We start from the raw sequence: 23807 nt of genomic DNA, 5'->3' as shown, positions 1-23807 counted from the left end.
TACAGACTCGGGAAAGGGGCGGATTTGTCGATGATCAACAGGCCGAACATAGGGGCCAATGTGGGAGCGAGCCTGCTCGCGAAGAGGGCATGCCAGTCGACATATTTGTTGACGGATGTACCGCATTCGCGAGCAGGCTCGCTCCCACAGGGGATTGGGTCTGGCGGTTAATGGCCGGCAGTTTTCGAGAACAGCTGGATCACGACAACACCCAGCACGATCAGCGCCATCCCGAGCATCGCCGGGATATCCAGTTTCTGCCCGTAAATGAACAGCGCCGCTACGCTGACCATCACAATGCCCATGCCGGCCCAGACCGCGTAAGCCACGCCGACCGGAACGGTGCGCACCACCAGCGTCAGCATCCAGAACGCAATCGCGTAGCCGACGATGACCAGCACTAGCGGCAGGGGTGTGCTGATACCTTTGACGGCCTTCATCGACACGGTGGCGATCACTTCGGCGCAGATGGCAATGGCCAGGTAGGCGTAGGCGTTCATGTTCAAATCCTCAATGTGAAACGTTGCTTGCTGAGGCGGCATTCTAGTGATTCGCCAGATGGGGTAAAGTCATTACCTATCTGTTATAGAGATGGGGTGGTGAATCAGCATGCAGTGGAATCTGGATCAACTGCGGGTGTTTGTCGACGTCGCCGAACACCGCTCGTTTTCCGCCGTGGCGCGCCAGCAGCGTAAAGCGCAGTCGGCGATCAGCAACGCCATTGCCATGCTTGAAGATGACCTTGGCGTGAGCCTGTTTGAGCGTAGCAGTGGTCGCCAACCCAGCCTTACTGAGGCCGGGGAAGCACTACTCGAAGAAGCACGGGAGGTGTTGCGCCAATGCGAGCGCCTCAACGGCCGGGCGATGGCGATGCTGCGCGGCCAGGAAGCGCAACTGCGCGTGGCCCAGGACGAGGCGATGCCCTATCAGGCGCTGGTGGAAAGTTTCGGTGAACTGGCCGAGCAATTCCCCAGCCTTGAAGTGCAACTGACCAGTGCCGCTCAAGGTGAAGTCGCGCACAAGCTGGTGGAGTGCCGTGCCGACCTCGGCCTGTTGTTCTATCACGATGAAATCCCCGAAGCATTGGAGCGCCGCGTGCTCGGCAGCGTCGAAATGGTCACCGTCTGCGGTATCAATCATCCGCTGGCGAAGCAGTCTTACGTGACCTGCCAGCAACTGGCGCAGCACCGACAGTTGCTGATGTCGACGCAAACCAGTGTCTATCCCGGCAACGAACCGGCCAGCCCGCAGGTGTGGCGCGCGGACAGTTTCTACGTCATGTCCGAATGGCTAGTGCGCGATCTCGGTTGGGCCTGGTTGCCGCGTCATGTGGTGCAGTACTCGGCGTATCAGGGTTTGATGGTTGAACTGGACAGCGAATGGACGCCGCCGGCGCTGGTGGTGGAGCTGGTCTGGCGCCGCGACGAACCGCTCGGTCCGGCCGCACGTTGGCTGGCCGAACGTTTTGCCGTGCACTTGCGCGCGATTGGCGAGAAAAGTCGATAAACTCCGCCGCCATGAATAGAACTCTCTACACCGCGCTGTTTTATCTGGGGCTGCCATTGGTGGCGATTCGGCTGTGGCTGCGGGCGCGCAAGGCGCCGGCGTACGCCAAACGGATTGGCGAACGCTTCTCCTACGGCATGCCGAAACTGCAACCCGGCGGCATCTGGGTGCACGCGGTATCGGTGGGCGAAAGTATCGCCGCCGCACCGATGATTCGCGCCTTGCTGCAGCGTTATCCACAGCTGCCGATCACCGTCACTTGCATGACCCCGACCGGATCGGAGCGGATTCAAGCGCTGTTCGCCAACGAACCGCGCATCCAGCATTGCTATCTGCCTTACGACTTGCCCTGTGCGGCGGCGCGGTTTCTTGATCGCGTGCAGCCGAAGCTCGCGGTGATCATGGAAACCGAACTGTGGCCCAACCACATTCATCAGTGCGCCAAGCGCGGGATCCCGGTGGCGCTGGCCAATGGGCGTTTGTCCGAGCGCTCGGCACGCGGCTATGGCCGCTTCAGCAAGCTGACCGCGCCGATGCTTGCCGAGATGAACCTGTTCGCCGTGCAAACCGAAGCGGAAGCACAACGCTTCCGTGATCTTGGCGCCCGTCCGGAGAGGGTCGAGGTCACCGGGTCGATCAAATTCGACCTGACCATCGACCCGCAACTGTTGCAACGCGCCACCGAACTGCGCGGCCAGTGGCAGGCGCAGGAGCGTCCGGTGTGGATCGCCGCCAGCACCCACGACGGCGAGGATGAAGTGGTGCTCAATGCCCATCGTCGGTTGCTGGCCAATCACCCGGATGCGTTGCTGATTCTGGTGCCGCGTCACCCGGAGCGTTTCAACTCGGTGTTCGAACTGTGCCAGCGTGAAGGCTTCGCCACGGTGCGGCGTTCGACCGGGGCCAATGTCGATGCGCAGACGAGCGTACTGCTCGGCGACACCATGGGCGAGTTGCTGTTTCTCTACGCCCTGGCTGACAGCGCGTTTGTCGGCGGCAGTCTCGTGGCCAATGGTGGGCACAATCTGCTGGAGCCGGCCGCGCTGGCGAAACCGGTGATCTGCGGCCCGCACCTGTTCAACTTCCTCGACATCGCCGCGCAATTGCGTGAAGCCGGGGCGTTGGCCGAGGTCGATGATGCCGAAGGGCTGGCGGTGGAAGTGCAGCGCCTGTTTGAACTGCCGCGCGATGCGCAGCGCATGGCTGACGCCGGGCTGGCGGTGATGCGCCGCAACCAGGGCGCGTTGCAGCGTTTGCTGGATGGTTTGGGCAGACTGATCAAGTAAGCAAAAAGATCGCAGCCTTTGGCAGCTCCTACAGGAAACGTATTCCAATGTAGGAGCTGCCGAAGGCTGCGATCTTTTGTTTTTAAGGCTTAAGGCCGGGCCTTGAGCTGCGCTTCGGCAGCCTTGGCCAGATCCGGCGGGAGGAAATCCTTGTCCGGGTTGTAGTCGGCTTTCAGATAACGCCGCAGATCTTCCAGATCCCCCGGATTCAACGTCCCCGCCGCCTGCTTCAAGCGCAGGTTGTCGAGGATGTAGTCGTAACGGGTGTTGTTGTAGTTGCGCACCGAGGTGTACAGCTGACGCTGCGCATCGAGCACGTCAACGATGTTGCGCGTACCGACCTGATAACCGATTTCCGTGGCTTCCACCGCACTCTGGTTGGAGATGATCGACTGCCGACGTGCCTGCACCTGCTCGACGTCGGTGTTCACCGCACGGTGCAGGTTACGAGTGTTTTCGACGATTTGCCGACGCAGGGATTCGCGCTGTTGTTCACTTTGATCCAGTTGCGCATACGACTGACGCACTTGCGAACTGGTCAGCCCGCCGCTGTAGATCGGAATGTTCAGTTGCAGGCCGACCGTGCTTTGTTCGACGTTGCCACCGTAGGGCGCACCGAACGAGTTCGGGTTGGCGAAGCCGAGGGCGTCGTTGTCGCCTTTCTCGTATTTCGCTACCGCGTCGAGGGTCGGCAAGTGGCCGGCCTTGCGTTGCTTGAGCGTTTGCTCGGCAGAGCTGACCGCGTAGTTGCTGGCGAGCAGATTGAGGTTCTGCCGCGCCGCCGTGTCGACCCAGGATTTCGCATCGTTCGGCGCTGGCGGCAGGATCGGCAGCGTATGGACGATGCCCTGAATCGAGTTGTACTGGCGGTTGGTCAGGGTGATCAGCGCTTCAAAGGCATCATCGACCTGACGCTGGGCGACGATGCGGTTGGCCCGCGCAGTGTCGTAACTGGCTTGCGATTGCAGGACGTCGGTCTTGTCCGAGAGGCCCACGTCGAAACGCTCGTTGGACTGGTCGAGCTGGCGCTTGAACGCGGCTTCTTCAGCCTTGGTCGAGGCCAGGTTGTCCTGACTGCGCAGCACGTTGAAATAGCTTTCGGCCGATTGCAGGATCAGGTTTTGCTCGGTCGCTGACAGTTGCAGCGCAGCCTGTTCGTTGACGTCCTTGGCGGCCTGGTACTGGAACCAGCGATCCGCGCGGAACAACGGTTGCGCGAGTGTCGCCTGATACGAGTGAGCGCTGCGATTGGCAATGGCCGAGGGCTGATCGATCGAGGTGCGCACGTTGGCGGTTTCGGCGCCGCCGGACAGGTTCGGCAGCAGCCCGGCGCGAGCCTGTGGCACCACTTCTTTCTGCGCACCGTACTGGGCACGGGCGGCGGCGAGATCGGCGTTGTTGTCGACCGCTTCCTGATAGACGCTGACCAGATCGGTTTTGGTCGACAAGGGCGCTTCTGCTGCCCAGGCCATTGCGTTGGACGCACAAGACACGGCAAGAGCCAGTGAGAGTTTGCGCAGCATGAGGCGATCCCTAGCATTAATATTATGGAAGTAATTCGGGCGCCAAAGGTAAGGCGCAGGCCCCGCAGCGTCAAGGCATGGCAGGGCAAAGCGAGTGTAGTTGCGCATTTGCCTCACAACAATCGGCCAAGCCCCTGTATTTATGCCATTCATCATGGTGTTTGCTGCGGTGTTGGCGTTCTTTGCCGGTTGTGTCTAGACTGGCCGGGTTCTTGTCGGGGTGCCTTGCTATGAGGCTGAGATCGAATAATTTCGGATCCCGTTGAACCTGATCAGGTTAGCGCCTGCGTAGGGAACAAGATTTCTCGTCACCCGGCGAGTCCTCTTGTGCTTCGTCCGGGAAATTGTTCGACAATCGAACGCTCGACGACGATGCACAGCACCGGTCCTGGTGCGTCCGTGCCTTTCAGGTTCTGCTCCGACAATCCACTGCCTGGATGCTGTCTGGAGAGCCCGTGATGACTACAAAATCAAAAAACGCGATCAACCTGAGTGACTCGGCCAAGGTCGACGAGCAATCGGTCAAGCCGTTCACCCGTTCGCAAAAAGTCTACGTTCAGGGCTCGCGCCCGGACATCCTCGTGCCGATGCGCGAAATCACCCTCGATGTGACCCCGACCGACTTCGGCGGCGAAATCAACGCGCCGGTGACCGTCTACGACACCTCGGGTCCGTACACCGATCCGAACGTGGTGATCGACGTACGCAAAGGCCTAGCCGATGTGCGTTCGGCGTGGATCGACGACCGTGGCGACACCGAGCGTCTGGCCGGACTGAGCTCCAACTTCGGTCGCGAGCGTCTTGCCGATCCGGAACTGACCAAACTGCGCTTTGCCCACGTCAACAACCCGCGCCGTGCCAAGGCTGGCGCCAACGTCACGCAAATGCACTATGCGCGTCAGGGCATCATCACGCCCGAGATGGAATTCGTCGCCATCCGCGAAAACATGAAGCTTGAAGTGGCCCGCGCCGCCGGCCTGCTCGATCAGCAGCACCCGGGTCACAGCTTCGGCGCCAGCGTGCCGAAAATCATCACCCCGGAATTCGTGCGTGACGAGATCGCCCGTGGCCGCGCAATCATTCCGGCCAACATCAACCACACCGAACTGGAACCGATGATCATCGGCCGTAACTTCCTGGTGAAGATCAACGGCAACATCGGCAACAGCGCGCTGGGTTCTTCCATCGAAGAAGAAGTGGCGAAACTGACCTGGGGCATTCGCTGGGGCGCGGACAACATCATGGACTTGTCCACCGGCAAGCACATTCACGAAACCCGCGAGTGGATCATCCGTAACTCGCCAGTGCCGATCGGCACGGTGCCGATCTATCAGGCGCTGGAAAAAGTCGGCGGCGCGGCCGAAGACCTGACCTGGGAGCTGTTCCGCGACACGCTGATCGAGCAGGCCGAGCAGGGCGTCGACTACTTCACCATTCACGCCGGCGTGTTGCTGCGCTACGTGCCGCTGACCGCCAAACGCGTGACCGGTATCGTTTCCCGTGGCGGCTCGATCATGGCCAAGTGGTGCCTGGCGCATCACAAGGAAAACTTCGCCTACACGCATTTCGAAGAAATCTGCGAAATCATGAAAGCCTATGACGTCAGCTTCTCGCTGGGTGATGGCTTGCGTCCGGGGTCGATTGCCGACGCCAACGATGCCGCCCAATTCGGCGAACTGGAAACCCTCGGCGAGCTGACCAAGATCGCCTGGAAGCACGACGTGCAAACCATGATCGAAGGCCCGGGTCACGTGCCGATGCAGTTGATCAAAGAGAACATGGACAAGCAGCTGGAGTGCTGCGACGAGGCGCCGTTCTACACCCTCGGCCCGCTGACCACCGACATCGCGCCGGGCTATGACCACATCACCTCGGGTATCGGTGCGGCAATGATCGGCTGGTTCGGTTGCGCGATGCTTTGCTACGTGACGCCGAAGGAACATTTGGGCCTGCCGAACAAGGATGACGTGAAGACCGGGATCATCACTTACAAGATCGCGGCGCATGCAGCGGACTTGGCCAAAGGACATCCGGGCGCGCAGATTCGCGACAACGCCTTGAGCAAGGCGCGTTTCGAATTCCGTTGGGAAGACCAGTTCAACCTCGGTCTGGACCCGGACACCGCCCGTTCGTATCACGATGAAACCCTGCCGAAGGATTCGGCCAAGGTCGCGCACTTCTGTTCGATGTGCGGGCCGAAATTCTGCTCGATGAAGATCACGCAGGAAGTCCGCGAGTACGCGGCCAACCAGCGGATCGACGCGGTCGACGTGGACGTCGCCCAGGGCCTGGCGGAACAGGCCGAGCGGTTCAAGAAGGAAGGCAGTCAGCTGTACAAGAAGGTTTGACCCCGTACTGATCGTTCCCACGCTCTGCGTGGGAATGCCTCTTGTGACGCTCTGCGTCACGCTTTGGGACGCGGAGCGTCCCTGGCTGCATTCCCACGCAGAGCGTGGGAACGATCACAACAAATGTCCCTCTGAGATAACACCCTTGAGCATTCAACCCAGCACTTATTCCCCCGACCTCGCCGTACCCGCCGACAAGCGTGTGTTCGGCGGTCGCGATCTGTTTTCCCTGTGGTTCTCCCTCGGCATCGGCTTGATGGTTTTGCAGACCGGTGCATTGCTCGCGCCTGGCCTCGGCCTGTCCGGATCGTTGCTAGCAATTTTCCTTGGCACGCTGGTCGGCGTACTGCTGCTGGCCGCCGTTGGCGTGATCGGCAGCGACACCGGTTTGTCGTCGATGGCTGCGCTGAAACTCAGCCTCGGCAGCAAAGGCGCGAGCCTGCCGGCGCTGCTCAATTTGCTGCAACTGATCGGTTGGGGCTCGTTCGAAATCATTGTCATGCGCGACGCCGCCAGCCTGCTCGGCACCCGCGCGTTCAGCGAAGGTTCGCTGTGGTCGAACCCGCTGTTGTGGACGCTGTTTTTCGGCGCGCTGGCGACCTTGCTCGCGGTCAGCGGGCCGCTGACTTTCGTCCGGCAGATCCTGCGCAAGTGGGGCATCTGGCTGCTGTTGGCGGCGTGCCTGTGGTTGACCTGGAACCTGTTTGCCAAAGCCGATCTGGCCGATCTCTGGTCGCGCGCCGGTGACGGTTCGATGCCGTTTGCCGTGGGCTTCGACATTGCGATTGCGATGCCGCTGTCGTGGCTGCCGCTGATCGCCGATTACTCACGATTCGGCAAGCGCGCGAAGAACGTTTTCGGCGGTACTGCGGTCGGTTTCTTCATCGGCAATTTCTGGTTGATGAGCCTCGGCGTTGCCTACACATTGGCCTTCGCGCCAAGCGGTGAAGTCAATGCGCTGCTGCTGGCATTGGCCGGCGCCGGTCTGGGCATTCCGCTGTTGCTGATTCTACTCGATGAGTCGGAAAACGCTTTCGCCGACATTCACTCGGCGGCGGTTTCCAGCGGGATTCTGTTGCGCCTGAAAGTCGAGCATCTGGCCTTGGCCATTGGCGTGGTCTGCACGCTGATCGCTCTGCTGGCGCCGTTGGCGCAGTACCAGAATTTCCTGCTGTTGATCGGTTCGGTGTTTGCGCCGCTGTTCGGCGTGGTGCTGGTCGATCACTTCATCCTGCGCAAGCGCAGTGCTCAGGTCGCGTCAGCCGCGTTGCGCTGGCCGGCGTTGTTGGCGTGGCTGGGTGGCGTGAGCACCTACCACTTGCTGGCAAATCTGTATCCGGATGTCGGCGCAACCCTGCCGGCGCTGGTACTGGCAGGGCTGTTGCAGTTAGTGCTGGGCCGGGCCTTCAGTTACGGCCGGGAAACAGCTCGGGCTTGAGAATGCCGTTCAGACGCGGGTAAGGAATCTTCAGTTCGACGTGGCCCAGCGCGTAAGGCGCGATGGTGGTCACGTCGTACTTGAGGATCACGCCGCCGTAGGTCAGCGCCACGTTCGGGGTTTTCACGAACGGCCAGTTCGCCACGAACTCCGGCTCCTGATCGAGCTTGGTGCTGATCAACCAGCTGTTGTGCGCCACCTGCGCGGCCTTCCAGAATGCCTCTTCCTGACCCGGCATCAGCATGTCGGACAGGTTCAGCACCTTGTGCTGCTGGCGCGAATAGTTGATGAAACCGCGACCCGGGGTGCCATGCGCGCCGCCGGTGTCGAGGTAGCTCGACACCTCGATGATCACCAAGCCGTCATGCTGCTCGCGTACTTTCGCTTGCAGGTAGCTGCTGTTGCGCGGGCCGGCGCTGGCCAGAAACTGCTCGCGATAGGCCGCGAGGGTTGGTGCCACTGGTGCATTTGCTTCGGTGCGGGTCATTTGCAGCAGACGTTTTTCGATGATGCCGTCCAGCGCAGGTTCGGCCGGGAAGCGCAGGGTGTCGATGTTCACCAGCGGGCAATCCGGGTTGGAACAGCCCGGTTTCAGTTGTTCCGATGCATCGCGGGTGGTTTCCAGCGGCGTACGGTAGTTGGGCTGGAACAGGCTGGCGCACGCGCCCAGAGTCAGGGCGATGGCGGCCACGGAGGCAATTTTGAAAAGCGACATGGGCGTCCTTTCGAAAGCAGGGGAAGGCAAAAAGATATCCGCTTCGACTCTCGCAGAAGCAGTCAGTTCGCCACTAAGCTAATTAGAGTGGGTTTCGCCTCCACCGTCCATCCCGCTGACGGTAAAGGGGCTGCATCAAACCGTTCGGGCGCGTTAGGATGGCGCGAAGTCGAGGTTGCCAGTAACAAGCGGCAACTCGTAATGGATCTGCAGTAAAGAGGATGCTCATGACTGATTTTGCCAACGCCATTCCGACCGCTGTCGATATCGTGCGGCGCGAAAAATGCTACGAGGGCTTTTACAAGCTCGACCGTGTCCACCTGCGCCATGAATTGTTCGCCGGTGGCATGAGCCGCGAAATCAACCGTGAAATCTTTGTCCGCCACGATGCCGTGTGCATGCTGCCGTACGATCCGCAGCGTGATGAAGTGGTGCTGATCGAGCAGTTCCGTATCGGCGCCATGGGCAAGACCGACAATCCGTGGCTGGTCGAACTGGTCGCTGGTCTGATCGATAAGGATGAACAACCGGAAGAAGTTGCTCACCGCGAGGCGCAGGAGGAAGCTGGGCTGGACATCAAGGCCCTGTGGCCGATGACCAAGTATTTCCCGTCGCCGGGCGGCAGCAACGAGTTCGTGCATTTGTATCTGGGGCGTTGCAGCACTGACGGCGTTGGCGGCCTGCATGGCCTGGAAGAAGAGGCAGAAGATATCCGCGTCACGGTCTGGGCTTTTGAAGATGCCTTGCAGGCCGTCCGTGACGGTCGCATTGCCAACGCGGCGAGCATCATCGCTTTGCAGTGGCTGGCGCTGAACCGCGCCGAAGTGAGGGGGTTATGGTCGTAAACAAGTTGCGCGATCGCTATCGAGTCGACCTCGTGGGGCTGCAAGCCGCCTGCGAGGCCAACTACGCGCGCCTGATGCGACTGGTCCCGGACATGCGCAACGAACCCGAGGCGCGGCGCATCGCCGTAACTCAGGGCGAGCAGATGCTCGGCGTGCTGGCCCTCGAAGTGCTGCAAACCTGCCCGTACACCACCACTTTGCAGGTGCGTCAGGAACACAGCCTGCCATGGCTGCCGGTGCCGCAACTGGAAGTGCAGGTCTATCATGACGCGCGCATGGCCGAAGTGGTCAGTGCCGAACATGCACGACGCTTTCGCGGCATCTATCCTTATCCGAACGCGGCGATGCATCAGCCGGATGAAAAGGCCCAGCTCAATCTGTTCCTGGGGGAATGGCTGAGTCATTGTCTGGCGTTGGGGCACGAGTACGAAGTCGTACGCTAGTTGTGAACTGCGTCCGGTTCGGCGGTTTCCTCTTTCACTGATCCCCCAGCATAATTGCGGCACTTGATCGATTCCGTGCTTTTGCCTTGGGAGAACGCCTTGCCGAGCGTATCCATGTTGACCACCGCCGATCCGGCGTTGCTGGTGCAGTTGTCCGACAGCCATTTGTTCGCTGAAGCGAACGGCACACTGCTGGGCATGAACACCCGCGAGAGCCTGCAAAAGGTCATCGAGCTGGTGCTGGGGCAGCAGCCGCAGATCGATCTGATTCTGGCCACCGGCGATATCTCGCAGGACGGCACGCTGGAGTCGTATCAGCAGTTTCGCCAGATGAGCGCGCAGATCGACGCACCGGCGCGGTGGATTCCCGGCAATCACGACGAACCGATGATCATGGCCCAGGCCGCGGTGCAGAGCACGCTGCTGGATCCGGTGGTCGATATTGGCAACTGGCGGGTGACGATGCTGGATTCGGCTGTACCCGGCTCAGTGCCGGGGTATTTGCAGGACGATCAATTGCAGCTGCTGGCCCGTTCGCTGAGCGAAGCGCCGGAGCGGCATCATCTGGTGTGCTTTCACCATCATCCGGTGTCGATCGGTTGCGCGTGGATGGAACCGATTGGCTTGCGCAATCCCGAGGCGTTTTTCGAGGTGCTGGATCGCTTTCCACAGGCACGCGCGGTGTTGTGGGGGCATGTGCATCAGGAGATTGATCGTGAGCGTAATGGCGTGCGGCTGATGGCTTCGCCGTCGACGTGCATTCAGTTCGAGCCGGGGAGTGAGGATTTCAAGGTGGGGGAGCAGGCGCCGGGGTATCGCTGGTTGCGGTTGTTGCCGGATGGGCGGTTGGAAACCGGGGTGGAACGTGTCATCGGTTTCGCCTACACAGTCGATTACGGCTCCAACGGTTATTGAGCGACAAATCAAAACCCTCACCCCAGCCCTCTCCCAGAGGGAGAGGGGGCCGACCGAGGTGTCTTTCGCTATCCATCGACCTGAAGCAGCGTTGTCGATTGCGGATTCACAGCAAAGCGTTCAGGTCGATGTAGTTCGCAAATATCCCCCATTCGGTCCCCTCTCCCTCCGGGAGAGGGCTAGGGTGAGGGCAGCTCGTGATGTCACACCAAATTATCGAAACCACCCCCAATCCAATCTTCTCTCCCTGTAAACTCCGCAAACCCAAACCGACACCCAGGGAGCTCAAATGTCCGGTTCGATCCTCTATATCCACGGTTTCAACAGCGCCCCGGCCTCGAAAAAGGCCTGTCAGCTGGTCTCCGTGATGGAACAACTGGGTTTGAGCGACAAGCTGCGTGTCCCGGCCCTGCATCACCACCCGCGCGAAGCCATCGGTCAGTTGGAGCAAGCGATTGCCGAACTGGACCGGCCGCTGCTGGTGGGAAGCTCACTCGGCGGCTACTATGCGACTCACCTGGCCGAGCGCCATGGCCTGAAAGCCCTGCTGGTCAACCCGGCGGTCAGCCCGCACCGGATGTTCGACGGCTATCTGGGCACGCAGAAAAACCTGTATACCGATGAAACCTGGGAATTGACCCACGACCACGTCACCGCTCTGGCCGAACTGGAAGTGCTGGCGCCTCAGGATGCGCAGCGCTATCAGGTCTGGTTGCAGACCGGCGATGAAACACTGGATTATCGCCTCGCCCAGCAGTATTACCGCGCCTGTGCCTTGCGCATTCAGGCCGGCGGCGATCACAGCTTTCAGGGTTTTGCCGGACAATTGCCGGCGTTGCTGAGTTTTGCCGGCATTGGTGCCGATGTGTATCAGGCAATCGATTTCACCGCACTGTGAAGTCTTGCCCCTATTTCATGAATGACTGACGACGAGACCCTATGGCCACTCCCAGCGCTAGCTCTTATAACGCCGACGCCATCGAAGTCCTCTCGGGCCTCGACCCGGTGCGCAAACGCCCCGGCATGTACACCGACACCAGTCGGCCGAACCACCTCGCCCAGGAAGTCATCGACAACAGTGTCGACGAAGCCCTGGCCGGTCACGCCAAATCGGTGCAGGTCATCCTCCACGCCGACCATTCGCTGGAAGTCAGCGATGACGGCCGTGGCATGCCGGTCGACATCCACCCGGAAGAGGGCGTGTCGGGCGTCGAACTGATCCTCACCAAGCTCCATGCGGGCGGCAAGTTCTCCAACAAGAACTACCAGTTCTCCGGCGGTCTGCACGGCGTGGGTATTTCCGTGGTCAACGCCTTGTCGACCGAAGTCCGCGTACGCGTGAAGCGTGACGGCAACGAATACCAGATGACCTTCAACGACGGCTTCAAAGCCTCGGAGCTGGAAATTGTTGGCACCGTCGGCAAGCGCAACACGGGCACCAGCGTGTACTTCGCGCCGGATCCGAAATACTTTGACTCACCAAAATTCTCCATCAGCCGCCTTAAGCACGTGCTCAAGGCCAAGGCCGTTTTGTGCCCGGGGCTGCTGGTCAGTTTCGAAGACAAAGGCACTGGCGAGAAAGTCGAGTGGCATTACGAAGACGGCCTGCGCTCGTATCTGGTCGACGCCGTCAGTGAATTCGAACGCCTGCCGGACGAGCCGTTCTGCGGTGCTTTTGCCGGTAACAAAGAAGCGGTCGACTGGGCGCTGCTGTGGCTGCCGGAAGGTGGCGACGCGGTACAGGAAAGCTACGTCAACCTGATCCCGACGGCGCAGGGCGGTACTCACGTCAACGGTTTGCGTCAGGGCCTGCTTGATGCCATGCGCGAGTTCTGCGAATTCCGCAGCCTGCTGCCGCGCGGCGTGAAGCTGGCGCCGGAAGACGTCTGGGAGCGCATCGCGTTCGTCCTGTCGATGAAAATGCAGGAGCCGCAATTCTCCGGCCAGACCAAAGAGCGACTGTCGTCCCGTGAAGCGGCGGCGTTTGTCTCCGGTGTGGTCAAGGACGCCTTCAGCCTGTGGCTCAACGCCAACCCGGAAACCGGTCTGGCGCTGGCCGAGCTGGCGATCAACAACGCTGGTCGCCGCCTCAAGGCCAGTAAAAAGGTCGAGCGTAAACGCGTCACTCAGGGGCCGGCGTTGCCGGGCAAACTGGCGGATTGCGCCGGTCAGGATCCGATGCGTTCCGAGCTGTTCCTGGTCGAGGGTGATTCCGCTGGCGGTTCCGCCAAGCAAGCGCGGGACAAGGAATTCCAGGCGATCCTGCCGTTGCGCGGCAAGATCCTCAACACCTGGGAAGTCGACGGCAGCGAAGTGCTCGCCAGTCAGGAAGTGCACAACATCGCTGTGGCCATCGGTGTCGATCCGGGCGCGGCGGACATGAGCCAACTGCGTTACGGCAAGATCTGCATTCTCGCCGACGCCGACTCCGACGGCCTGCACATCGCAACCTTGCTCTGCGCGTTGTTCGTCCAGCATTTCCGCCCGCTGGTGGACGCCGGTCACGTTTACGTGGCGATGCCGCCGTTGTACCGCATCGACTTGGGCAAAGAGATCTACTACGCCCTCGACGAAGCCGAGCGCGACGGCATTCTCGACCGTCTGGTCGCCGAGAAGAAGCGCGGCAAACCGCAGGTCACCCGATTCAAAGGTCTGGGTGAAATGAACCCGCCGCAGCTGCGTGAAACCACCATGGACCCGAATACTCGGCGTCTGGTGCAACTGACGCTGGGTGAAGACTTCGCCGAAACGTCGGAAATGATGGACATGCTGCTGGCGAAGAAACGCGCCGGTGACCGCAAGACCTGGCTCGAATCCAAAGGTAACCTCGCCGAGGTGCTGGCCTGATGCGGTTTGGCTGGGCCTTGGCGGGTGCGTTGCTGCTGAGTGCAATGAATGTGTCGGCCGAGCCGTTGCAGGAGTTGCGCGTGCTCTCCGGGCACCCGGTCGAGGGCATGCGCGGCGGCAACCTGTCGGGGCTGGCCATGTGTGGCGGCGAGTTGTGGACGGTGTCGGACCGCGATGACGATCAGATCTATCGGCTCAATACCGCCGATCAGGTCTGGCAGGCCGAAGCCTTGCACATCGACGTACCCCTGGTGCCTGAGACCGGTTTGCCGTGGGGGTTGCGCTCGCGCAATTGGGCCGCGTCGTTCGTGCGCGGTGGCGATCTGGATTTCGAGGGCATCAGCTGCGACAGCGCCGGCAATCGCTACATTGTCAGCGAGGGCCACGCGGCGGTCTTGCAGGTGCCCGTCAGCGGCCCGGTCAACTGGCTGAAGATCTCGCCGATGATGGTTCGCGAAGCGCGGGCCAGCGGCATGCTCCTGCATTTCAATGCGATCTTCGAAGGCCTGGCGATCAGCCCGGCGGGTGATCAGATGTGGCTGGCCGCCGAGCGGCAAAGCCGTGGCTTGCTGCTGATCAAGCGCCAGCAGACGGTGTGGGATTGCGACGGTCGCTGCGTGCTGCTCAGCGAGGGCGGCAAGGAAATGCAGCCGCCGCAGTTCCCCAAGGCCAGAGCGGTCAACCGGGATTTTTCCGACCTTTCGTTGTTCAACGGCAAACTGTTTACCCTTGAGCGCAACGCCTTCCAGATTTGCCGGCGCGATGCGCAGACCGCCAAGGTCGAGCGTTGCTGGTCGTACGCCGCTGAACTGTTGCAGGCCAACCGCCGTTATTCGCAGAACTTCGGGTTGGAAGAGGCGCTGATCGTTGACGCTGATGGTGCATGGGTCGGCGTCGACAATAATTTCGGCCCGCGCGCCGACGGTGAGGTGCGGCCGATCGTCTGGCGCTTCGCCGCACCTGACGGTGGCTGGAGCGCCAAGCCATGAGCCAGCAACCGCCGGGCAAGCGCGCCGGTCGGGTGCTGATGATTCTGGCGTGGTGCGCGGCGCTGTTTCTCGCGACGCGGTTCTTTGGCCAGTGGGAGCAACGCCAGCAGAATCCGAACGTGGTGGTCAGTTCGGAGCAGGGTGAAGGGTTTATCGAGGTGAAACTGGCCGGTAATGCCCAAGGGCATTTTGTCGCCAGTGGTCAGATCAACGGTGAGCCGGTGGAGTTCATGCTCGACACCGGCGCGACCGATGTGGCGATCCCGGCGGATCTGGCCAAGCGTTTGAAGCTGGAAGAAGGTTTCGGAGTGACCCTGAGCACGGCCAACGGCCTGAGCCAGGGCTATCGGACCAAAATTGCCCGCCTGCAACTGGGCGACATCGTGCTGCGGGATGTTCGCGCACTGGTGGCGCCGGGGCTGCATGGCGATCAGGTGCTGCTCGGTATGAGCGCCCTGAACAAACTTGAATTTACTCAGCGCGGTGGCACCATGCTGCTGCGCCAGACAACGAACCGATGAGGCCTGCATGAGCAACCCCCTTGATCTCAGCCTGGACGGTGTAGAACGCCGCTCGTTGGCCGACTTCACCGAAAGTGCCTACCTCAACTACTCCATGTACGTGATCATGGACCGTGCCTTGCCGCATATCGGCGATGGCCTGAAACCAGTGCAGCGGCGTATCGTCTACGCCATGAGCGAGTTGGGCCTGGACGCCGATTCCAAGCACAAGAAATCGGCGCGTACCGTCGGTGACGTGCTCGGTAAGTTCCACCCGCACGGCGACTCGGCGTGCTACGAAGCGATGGTGCTGATGGCCCAGCCATTCAGCTATCGCTACACGCTGGTCGATGGCCAGGGTAACTGGGGTGCACCGGACGATCCGAAGTCCTTCGCCGCCATGCGTTACACCGAAGCACGCTTGTCGCGTTATTCCGAAGTGCTGCTCAGCGAGCTGGGCCAGGGCACTGCCGACTGGGGGCCGAACTTCGACGGCACCCTGCAGGAGCCGCTGGTGTTGCCGGCGCGCCTGCCGAACATTCTGCTCAACGGCACCACCGGTATCGCCGTGGGCATGGCTACCGATGTGCCGCCGCACAACCTGCGCGAAGTCGCCACCGCTTGTGTGCGTCTGCTCGATGAGCCGAAAGCCACGGTCGAACAGCTCTGCGAACACATTCAGGGCCCGGACTATCCGACCGAAGCGGAAATCATCACGCCGCGTGCCGACCTGCTGAAAATGTACGAAACCGGCAAGGGTTCGGTGCGCATGCGTGCCGTTTACCACGTCGAGGACGGCGACATCATCGTCACCGCGCTGCCGCATCAGGTCTCCGGTGCCAAGGTGCTTGAACAGATCGCCGCGCTGATGCAGGCCAAACCGTCGAAAGCCCCGCAGATCGCTGACCTGCGTGACGAATCCGACCATGAGAACCCATGCCGTATCGTGATCATCCCGGTCAACAGCCGCGTCGATCACGAAGCGCTGATGCAGCACCTGTTCGCCAGTACCGAGCTGGAGTCGACCTACCGGGTCAACGTCAACATCATCGGTCTGGACGGCAAACCGCAGCTGAAAAACCTCCGCGCGCTGCTGGTCGAATGGCTGGAATTCCGCGTGCTGACCGTGCGTCGCCGCCTGCAATTCCGCCTCGACAAGGTCGAGCGTCGCCTGCACCTGTTGGACGGTTTGTTGATCGCTTACCTCAATCTGGATGAAGTGATCCACATCATCCGTACCGAGGAGCACCCGAAAGCCAAGCTGATCGAGCGTTTCGCCCTCAGCGAAATCCAGGCCGACTACATTCTCGATACCCGTCTGCGTCAGTTGGCGCGACTGGAAGAGATGAAGCTGCGCGACGAGCAGGACGAACTGCTCAAGGAACAAGCCAAGCTGCAAGCGCTGCTGGGCAGTGAAGCCAAGCTGAAGAAGCTGGTGCGCACCGAGCTGATCAAGGACGCCGAAACCTATGGCGACGACCGTCGTTCGCCAATCGTTGAACGCACCGAAGCCAAAGCGTTGACCGAGCACGATCTACTGCCGAACGAAAAAGTCACCGTCGTACTGTCGGAAAAAGGCTGGATCCGTTCCGCCAAAGGGCATGACATCGACGCTACCGGCCTGTCGTACAAGGCCGGCGATGGCTTCAAGACCTCGGCGGCGGGGCGCTCCAACCAGTCTGCCGTGGTGATCGACTCCACCGGCCGCAGCTATTCGGTTGCCGCGCATACGCTGCCGTCGGCGCGTGGCCAGGGCGAACCGTTGACCGGTCGTCTGACGCCGCCACCGGGCGCTTCGTTTGAATGCGTGCTGATGCCGGAAGACGACGCGTTGTACGTGATCGCTTCCGACGCCGGTTACGGCTTCGTGGTCAAAGGCGAAGACCTGCAAGCCAAGAACAAGGCCGGTAAAGCCCTGTTGAGCCTGCCGAACAACGCCAAAGTGATCGCGCCGCGCCCGGTTGCCGATCGTGAGCAGAACTGGCTGGCCTCGGTCACGACCGAAGGTCGCCTGCTGATCTTCAAAATCAGCGATCTGCCACAATTAGGGAAGGGCAAAGGCAACAAGATCATCGGTATTTCCGGTGAGCGTGTGGCCAGTCGCGAAGAATATGTCACGGACATCGCCGTACTTCCGGAAGGTGCCACTTTGGTGCTGCAGGCCGGAAAAAGGACCCTGTCGCTGAAGGCCGACGACCTCGAACACTACAAAGGTGAACGTGGACGTCGTGGCAACAAGCTTCCAAGGGGCTTCCAGAGAGTGGATGCGCTGCTCGTCGAAAACCTCAATTAGGCGTCCTAGAGAGCTCGATCCACGATTTAACGCGTAGATCGACGCTTTGGCGCTGGAGTCGGAACGCATATTCACGGATGATATGGCCTTTCCAAGCGCCGGCGTGGCTGAGCGTTCTTCATATTTATTGAGTATTTTCACTGTGGTCAGCCTTGTGGCGGCCACCTGGACGGGATGATGACAGCTCTGCGCCCCCTTATTTTCCTGCTCGCCGGCGTTTTGGGCCTGGCGGGTTGCAGCGTTCACCAGCCGGTGTCGCTGTATCAACTGGACAGCGGAAGTCCGGTTCAGCCTGCGCAAAGTGCAGGCATGGCGGTTTTGTTGGGCCCGGTAGTCGTAGCCGATTACCTGCAACGTGAAACATTACTGCAACGTCAACCGGATGGCAGTCTGCAAGCGGCGACTGACGGTCGTTGGGCTGGCAGCCTTTCGTCGGATATTGATCAGTTGCTGATGCGCCAGGTCGCGGGCCATCTGGACAGCCAGCGTGTGGTGCTGGCACCGGCCACTACGGGGTTCACTCCGGATGTGCAGGTGTTGTTGACCATCACGCGTCTGGACTCCGGTCAGAAACAACCGGCGATCCTCGATGCGCAATGGCGTCTGATCGACCGTCGTGGTCAAGTGCGCGATAACCGCATCGTGCATCTGCAAGAGCTGCATGCTGGTAGTACAGCTTCGCAGGTGCAGGCGCAGGGCATTTTGCTGCAGCGTCTGGCCGAGCAATTGTCGGTGGCGTTGAAACCGTTGGCCAATCAGCCACCGGTGGCCGAAGCGCCGCGTAAATCGGCACCGAAACCGGCCGCGCCGGCGACTGAGGCCGAGAAGCAGCCGAAGATTCCGATGGCCTCGCCGATTCGGACTGACATGGAAGTGTTCCGCTTCTAAGCTGGATCGAGTCAGAACAGAGCCCGCCTTGTGCGGGCTTTGTTGTGTTTGGGGTTTGGTGGGGAAGATCAAAAGCCCCTCACCCCAGCCCTCTCCCCGAGGGAGAGGGAGCCGACCGAGGTGTCTGGCGCTATGCATCGACCTGAAAGAGCTTGGGGATTATGGATTCCGCAGGGCAGGGGCAGGTCGGTGTGGCTCTGGAATATCCCCGGGTCAGTCCCCTCTCCCGGAAGGAAAGGGGACTGACGGAGGTGTCTGGCGCTATACATCGACCTGCAAGCGCTTGGCGGTTATGGATTCACAGCTGGGAGTTCAAGTCGCTGTAGGTCTTCAATATTCCCGGATCGGTTCCCTCTCCCTGTGGGAGAGGGCTAGGGTGAGGGGCTTTTCAGGGTGCTTGCAATCTCGATAACACCGGCCACAAAAAAGCCCGCAGACAATCACTCGTCTGCGGGCTTCCGTGTTTCAGGCCTAAGGCTTACGCCCGACGCTCATGCATCCGCGCCAGTTGCCGTTCCAGCATCGACGGATAAGGCTCCATCAACCGCTCCACGCAGCAAGCCCCCTCAGGGCTGGCGATCGGGCGGATCCGCGCACGCTGGCGGATCAGCGCGTCATCACTGATCTTGCGCTCAACCAGCAGCAGGTTGCGGCTGTGTTGCGACAAGGCCAGCGCGTCCTGGGCCGAATCGGTCAGCAGCAAATCAATCTGGCTCAACCCGAACAGCTCATCACCCAAGGTCAGGCCCAACTGCAATTGCAAGGTGATGCCGCTGTCCGCGACTTCAATCTGCAACTGATGACCCAGCGCCCGCAGCAGTTCGCCGCAGCAGATCGCATTGGTCAGGTAGTCATCGCCACTGTCTTCGGTGTGGAACAGCATCAGCGTGCTGCCGTCGTTCAGGGTTTCGATTTCGCCCTGATACAACGAAGCGGCCTGATCGAGGCAGTCGCGATAGCGCTCCTGCAACTCTTCCAGGCGTGCCCGTGGCAAGCGGCGCAGTTGCTCCTGTGAACCCAGTTGCACGGCCAGTACGGCGGTGTGCTGCGGCACGCTTGGCGACGGTTGGCGGACGACGGGTTGGGGCGCGCCATTGAGCGACTCGTCGCGCAGGTCGGCGAACGCGTCATCGTCATCATCGTCTTCAACGGTGCTGACCAGATGTCGCGGTGCAGGCTTCTGCGCGGCCATCGGACGGGTTTCGTCGAAACTTGGATCACGCAAGTTGCGCACCTCGAATTCCGTTTCGTCCTCCTCATCCTCGAATTCGGGCTCCGGTTCCGGTGCAGGCTCCGGCGCGTAGTTGGCGTGCAGCTGACGCGCCAGATCGCCAATCTCATCCTGACGCTCTATGCCCGGTGTGTGCTCGTCAATCCGGCGCAGCCACACGCGCAATTGCAGCAACGGCGTCGACAGATAGCGGCCCATGCGCAGGCTCAAGGCCAGCGACAGCGCCAACAGAATCGCACTGAGAATGCCCATGCTTTGCAGGCTGATGGTCATCGGCTGCTGGAACTGATCCATGTCCAGGCTGATGCGCAGTTGCCCGGCGGTCACGTCCTGGAAAGTGATCTTGCTCTCGTACATGCCTTCGGCTTCGCCCAGCAGGCTGTGCTTGGGCCGCTGACCGGACTCGGCGAGGATGCGGTTATCCACGCTGTAGATCGCCGCGTGGGCCACCAGTTTGTTTTTGGTCAGGTTGTTGAGCAGCACGTTGAGACTGAGGATGTCGTTGGACACCAACAGCTCCGTGGCGGAGGTGGCGGTCTGCGTGGTCAGGCTTTCACCCAGCGCATCGGCTTGCTCGTGCATGGCCTGCTTGAATTGCAAGCCCATTACCCCGGCATAAATCACCAGGGCCAGAGCGACCAGGATCACGTTATGGCTGGCAATGCGCAATGCAATCGGTACACGGCGATGACGCAGTGCACGGAAGATCAGCAGGAAGAAGTTATCGGTTTTAACTGGCGTGGGCCGGTTCACTGAGCTCGGCTCTTTTGTCCGTGAAGTTGACGCGCAGTATAGCGACAGGCCCTAGACCGGCAAAGCGCTCGCGGTGCCCGATGGTCACTGAAAGTGGGTAGAATGCGGTTTTTTTCCAGTTGCGGGGGTGCGCGTTGCGCGAAATCGTCCTGATTAACATCACGGGAGTCGACCGTCCGGGTCTGACTGCGGCCATTACCGGCGTTCTGGCACAAGGTGGTGTGAACATTCTCGACATCGGTCAGGCGGTGATCCACGACACCCTGTCGTTCGGCATCCTGGTTGAAATTCCCGATTCCGAGCAGGGTAAATCCGTGCTCAAGGACATTCTGTTCAAGGGCTACGAGCTCGACCAGCAGGTGCGCTTCACCCCGGTGTCCGAAGAGGATTACCAGCAATGGGTGGGCAATCAGGGTAAAAAACGCCACATCGTTACCCTGCTGACCCGCAAGGTGACCGCCGGCCAATTGCAGGCGGTCAGCTCGATCACGGCCAAATATGGCTTGAACATCGATCACATCGACCGTCTGTCGGGTCGTATGCCGCTGGACACGCCGGCCGACAAAGGCAAGGGCTGCATCGAGTTCTCCGTGCGTGGCGAAGCGGCTGATCCGCAAGCGCTGCGTGCCGAATTCCTCAGCGTTGCCCAAGAGCTGAATGTCGACATCGCCTTCCAGGAAGATTCGCTGTTCCGTCGCAACCGTCGCCTGGCGGTGTTCGACATGGACTCGACCCTGATTGAAGCCGAAGTCATCGACGAACTGGCCAAGGCGGCCGGGGTGGGCGAGCAGGTATCTGAAATCACCGAGCGCGCCATGGCCGGTGAACTGGACTTCCGCGCCAGTTTCAAGGAGCGCCTGGCCTTGCTCAAAGGCCTGGATGTCAGCGTGCTGGATTCGATTGGCGCCTCGCTGCGTCTGACCGAGGGCGCTGAAACCTTGTTCGCCGAACTCAAGCGTCTGGGCTACAAAACCGCGATCCTGTCCGGTGGTTTCACCTACTTCGCCAAGCAATTGCAGGCCAAGCTCGGCATTGACTATGTGTTTGCCAACGAACTTGAAGTGGTCGATGGCAAGTGCACCGGCGTGGCGATCGAGCCGATTGTCGATGCCCAGCGCAAGGCTGATCTGTTGAAAGAGCTGGCGCACAAGGAAGGTTTGCGTCTGGAGCAGACCATCGCGGTCGGCGACGGCGCGAATGACCTGCCAATGCTGGCAATTGCCGGTTTGGGCGTAGCGTTTCGGGCCAAGCCGTTGGTGAAACAGTCGGCGAAGCAGGCGATTTCCACCCTAGGGCTGGATGGCGTGTTGTATCTGCTGGGTTTCCGCGATCGTGATGGGCAGCTCTGAGATATCTATCGCCTGACTGGCCTCTTCGCGGGCAGGCTCGCTCCCACAGTTGAAATGCATTCCAATGTGGGAGCGAGCCTGCTCGCGAAGATAGCGCCGCCGATCCATCGGCGGGCAATTAAAGCGATTTCCACAACGAATCGAAATCCTCCTCACTCCCGCCATTTTTCGCGGCCTCCAGCGAGCGATAGGCAAACTGATTGAAACTGTGCGTACTTGCCACCCGCCGATCCAGCCCGGCGCGGTGTTCTTCGCCTTGGGTATTGATCATCACCTTGCTGCCCTCCTGAAACGGCAAACGTGGTGCCAGCAAGGTCGCGGGCAGATCGATCGCACTGATCTCCGGTAACAATAATCCGCGCAAATACTGACTGTGATCGTCCCGCGAGCGCACCAGTTGCAGTCCACAAGGCTGTGCATGCGGGGCCACCAGTTCAATGCCCATTTGCGTGCCGCCACCGCGCACCTGACGGATCCAGCGGATCACTGCAATGCTCCAGCCCAGACTGACACTGTCGTGTATTCCGAGCATTTCTCCGGCCTGCAGTTCGGCGGGCACTTCCTCTGGCCATGCCAGGCAATAACCGCCGGGGCTGTGGTTGATCACCGGCAGGGCATGGGTCGGGTAATGGGGGGTGCTGTCGGTGCCGCTTTCGTCCTCGACCAAATGGTCGTACTGGATTTCCTCGTAGGGCAAAAACTGCTCGGCATTACTTTGCGGTGCTGCGTCGAAGGCCTGACTCCAACTGTCCTTTTCGCCTTTGGCGACGGTACTGCTGAAATTCGCCGAGCGCGCCCCGGGAAGCTTGAGCAGTTCGCTGAAACTGCGCTCGCCGCCGAGGTAGAAGTGCAGGGCGCTCATGCCCACGCACACGGTCAGATGGCCTTGGCCAACGGTGCGCTGAAAACTGCGTTCAGCCGCTTGCCCCCAGCTGGCGTGCAGGTGTTGCAAGGTATCGAAGCTCAGCCCGGCCGGGACGGGCAGCGGCGCCGAAGTGTCCTGATGCAGCAAATGCGCTTCGATGGCATTCACCAGCGGTTGCGGATCGAAACCGAGCAATCCGCGTTGTTGCTCGCTGCGAAACATGCTGCGATAGCGTGGGCCGACATCCAGTTCTGCACTGATCGCCAGCAAGCCGGCGTCCGGGCTTGCGGGATGCAGCTTGAGTCGCGCGCTCCACGGCTCTAACACGTCGGCCAGCCGCGCGATCTGGTTTTGTCGCAACTGATTGCAACGAGCGCTGCCCAGTAAGAGCGCGGCGATGTAGGTCTGCTCCAGGCTCAGCTCTGTCGTGAGGCTGGCCAAGTCGTCATGCACGGCGCGGTGTTGCAGTTGCAGTTCAGCGGCGCTGCGATACAGCTGATGCAGTTCGAACCAGACATGTTCCGGCGGCGAGCTATACAGCTGCGTGGCGCGCAGCAGTTGGCCTTTGAGTGCATGGGCTGCTCGCTGCAGAGCCATACTGACCAATGCTGCGCGGTCCTTGCGGTACTTTGGCGCAATTCGCAGCACGATCTGTTTGTAGCCGATGGCCAGATGGCTTTGCAGGGCCTGACAGAGATTGCTGATCTTGCGCGACCGCTCGTCGAGCATGATTGCCTGATGCAGGAAGTGCCGCTCCAGATGCAGGCAGACGAAATACACCTCGGGCCGCAGCAGCTCCAGCAGATTGAGGCGATTGTCGCTGGGTGTGAGCAATTGGTTGAGTTCACCCAAGGCTTGATACAACTGGCGGGCGGTTTCGCCGATGTTGGCTTTGGGCAGGTCGGCGATCCAGCGCTTGAGGTCGCGCGGAGTCGCTTCGCAAAACGACAGGCGCGTTTGCGACGGGGTTGGCGCGTGAAGGGGCGGCAGGGCATTGGTCTGGCTCATGCCAAAAACCATAGCAGCAAATAACGCAATCTGCGGGAGCGCCTGAGGCGACTCCCGCAACGGTC

General features: G+C 60.8%; 19 protein-coding genes and 1 riboswitch. Of the genes, 14 read left to right on the top strand and 5 right to left on the bottom strand.

The genetic code is table 11. The annotated features are described in order from the left end of the window. Nucleotides 1–167: 167 nt before the first annotated feature. Nucleotides 168–500 (bottom strand): DMT family transporter, encoded by a 333-nt coding sequence (locus tag ACOYXJ_RS06875; protein ID WP_007915730.1) that lies wholly within the window; start codon nucleotides 498–500, stop codon nucleotides 168–170. Nucleotides 501–609: 109 nt separating this feature from the next. Here ACOYXJ_RS06875 and ACOYXJ_RS06870 point away from each other — a divergent pair, with 109 nt between their 5' ends. Together ACOYXJ_RS06870 and waaA are read left to right on the top strand one after the other, a co-directional pair. After that, nucleotides 610–1506, top strand: coding sequence for a LysR family transcriptional regulator (locus ACOYXJ_RS06870; protein ID WP_460368619.1), 897 nt, complete (start codon nucleotides 610–612; stop codon nucleotides 1504–1506). 11 nt (nucleotides 1507–1517) lie between these two features. Beyond that, nucleotides 1518–2792 (top strand): lipid IV(A) 3-deoxy-D-manno-octulosonic acid transferase, encoded by a 1275-nt coding sequence (gene waaA / locus ACOYXJ_RS06865; protein WP_460368617.1) that lies wholly within the window; start codon nucleotides 1518–1520, stop codon nucleotides 2790–2792. Nucleotides 2793–2881: 89 nt separating this feature from the next. Here the strand turns inward: waaA and ACOYXJ_RS06860 are convergent, their stop codons facing one another. Then, complete coding sequence (locus tag ACOYXJ_RS06860) at nucleotides 2882–4315, bottom strand: TolC family outer membrane protein (RefSeq protein ID WP_016985680.1); 1434 nt, start codon at nucleotides 4313–4315, stop codon at nucleotides 2882–2884. Nucleotides 4316–4521: 206 nt separating this feature from the next. Continuing rightward, nucleotides 4522–4627: riboswitch (TPP riboswitch) on the top strand. 146 nt (nucleotides 4628–4773) lie between these two features. On the opposite strand from ACOYXJ_RS06860, the gene thiC reads away from it, so the two are divergent. Together thiC and cytX are read left to right on the top strand one after the other, a co-directional pair. Beyond that, the gene (gene thiC, locus ACOYXJ_RS06855) at nucleotides 4774–6663 is read left to right on the top strand and encodes a phosphomethylpyrimidine synthase ThiC (RefSeq protein ID WP_122599339.1); all 1890 of its coding nucleotides are present in this window, start codon (nucleotides 4774–4776) and stop codon (nucleotides 6661–6663) included. Between the two features lie 145 nt (nucleotides 6664–6808). Then, complete coding sequence (gene cytX, locus ACOYXJ_RS06850; protein ID WP_110719558.1) at nucleotides 6809–8101, top strand: putative hydroxymethylpyrimidine transporter CytX; 1293 nt, start codon at nucleotides 6809–6811, stop codon at nucleotides 8099–8101. Here cytX and ACOYXJ_RS06845 read toward each other — a convergent pair. Continuing rightward, the gene (locus ACOYXJ_RS06845) at nucleotides 8070–8816 is read right to left on the bottom strand and encodes an RsiV family protein (protein ID WP_150794074.1); all 747 of its coding nucleotides are present in this window, start codon (nucleotides 8814–8816) and stop codon (nucleotides 8070–8072) included. The genes cytX and ACOYXJ_RS06845 overlap by 32 nt on opposite strands. Nucleotides 8817–9043: 227 nt before the next feature. Between ACOYXJ_RS06845 and ACOYXJ_RS06840 the strand changes: the two genes are divergently transcribed. The 9 genes from ACOYXJ_RS06840 (at nucleotide 9044) to ACOYXJ_RS06800 (ending at nucleotide 18536) form a co-directional block, all read left to right on the top strand. Further along, nucleotides 9044–9661, top strand: coding sequence for an NUDIX domain-containing protein (locus ACOYXJ_RS06840; protein WP_077570568.1), 618 nt, complete (start codon nucleotides 9044–9046; stop codon nucleotides 9659–9661). Beyond that, nucleotides 9652–10104, top strand: coding sequence for a DUF1249 domain-containing protein (locus tag ACOYXJ_RS06835; protein WP_034151669.1), 453 nt, complete (start codon nucleotides 9652–9654; stop codon nucleotides 10102–10104). Before ACOYXJ_RS06840 ends, ACOYXJ_RS06835 begins: the two co-directional genes overlap by 10 nt. Before the next feature lie 99 nt (nucleotides 10105–10203). Beyond that, the gene (gene cpdA, locus ACOYXJ_RS06830) at nucleotides 10204–11019 is read left to right on the top strand and encodes a 3',5'-cyclic-AMP phosphodiesterase (protein WP_460368613.1); all 816 of its coding nucleotides are present in this window, start codon (nucleotides 10204–10206) and stop codon (nucleotides 11017–11019) included. Nucleotides 11020–11308: 289 nt separating this feature from the next. Continuing rightward, nucleotides 11309–11917, top strand: coding sequence for a YqiA/YcfP family alpha/beta fold hydrolase (locus tag ACOYXJ_RS06825; RefSeq protein WP_460368611.1), 609 nt, complete (start codon nucleotides 11309–11311; stop codon nucleotides 11915–11917). Between the two features lie 41 nt (nucleotides 11918–11958). Then, complete coding sequence (gene parE, locus ACOYXJ_RS06820) at nucleotides 11959–13866, top strand: DNA topoisomerase IV subunit B (RefSeq protein ID WP_095047278.1); 1908 nt, start codon at nucleotides 11959–11961, stop codon at nucleotides 13864–13866. Next, nucleotides 13866–14855, top strand: a complete 990-nt coding sequence (locus ACOYXJ_RS06815) for an esterase-like activity of phytase family protein (RefSeq protein WP_150707151.1) — start codon at nucleotides 13866–13868, stop codon at nucleotides 14853–14855. Before parE ends, ACOYXJ_RS06815 begins: the two co-directional genes overlap by 1 nt. Beyond that, the gene (locus ACOYXJ_RS06810; protein ID WP_053116749.1) at nucleotides 14852–15376 is read left to right on the top strand and encodes a retropepsin-like aspartic protease family protein; all 525 of its coding nucleotides are present in this window, start codon (nucleotides 14852–14854) and stop codon (nucleotides 15374–15376) included. The genes ACOYXJ_RS06815 and ACOYXJ_RS06810 overlap by 4 nt, the downstream gene beginning before the upstream one ends. Nucleotides 15377–15383: 7 nt before the next feature. Continuing rightward, nucleotides 15384–17648 carry a DNA topoisomerase IV subunit A gene (gene parC / locus ACOYXJ_RS06805; protein ID WP_150707152.1) on the top strand — a complete coding sequence of 755 codons (2265 nt, stop codon included), beginning with the start codon at nucleotides 15384–15386 and terminating at the stop codon, nucleotides 17646–17648. 177 nt (nucleotides 17649–17825) lie between these two features. Beyond that, nucleotides 17826–18536 (top strand): PqiC family protein, encoded by a 711-nt coding sequence (locus ACOYXJ_RS06800; RefSeq protein ID WP_150794071.1) that lies wholly within the window; start codon nucleotides 17826–17828, stop codon nucleotides 18534–18536. 478 nt (nucleotides 18537–19014) lie between these two features. Here ACOYXJ_RS06800 and ACOYXJ_RS06795 read toward each other — a convergent pair whose 3' ends face one another. After that, nucleotides 19015–20520: an AhpA/YtjB family protein gene (locus ACOYXJ_RS06795; protein WP_095120645.1), complete on the bottom strand. Its 1506-nt coding sequence runs from the start codon at nucleotides 20518–20520 to the stop codon at nucleotides 19015–19017. Nucleotides 20521–20654: 134 nt separating this feature from the next. On the opposite strand from ACOYXJ_RS06795, the gene serB reads away from it, so the two are divergent. Continuing rightward, the gene (gene serB / locus ACOYXJ_RS06790) at nucleotides 20655–21869 is read left to right on the top strand and encodes a phosphoserine phosphatase SerB (protein WP_008079219.1); all 1215 of its coding nucleotides are present in this window, start codon (nucleotides 20655–20657) and stop codon (nucleotides 21867–21869) included. Between the two features lie 118 nt (nucleotides 21870–21987). Here serB and ACOYXJ_RS06785 read toward each other — a convergent pair whose 3' ends face one another. Then, nucleotides 21988–23742 carry a molecular chaperone gene (locus ACOYXJ_RS06785; RefSeq protein ID WP_460368606.1) on the bottom strand — a complete coding sequence of 585 codons (1755 nt, stop codon included), beginning with the start codon at nucleotides 23740–23742 and terminating at the stop codon, nucleotides 21988–21990. Between the last annotated feature and the right edge of the window lie 65 nt (nucleotides 23743–23807).

This window comes from Pseudomonas sp. Tul2A7 (assembly GCF_054790505.1).
This window is presented reverse-complemented; position numbering and strand designations above follow the sequence as displayed.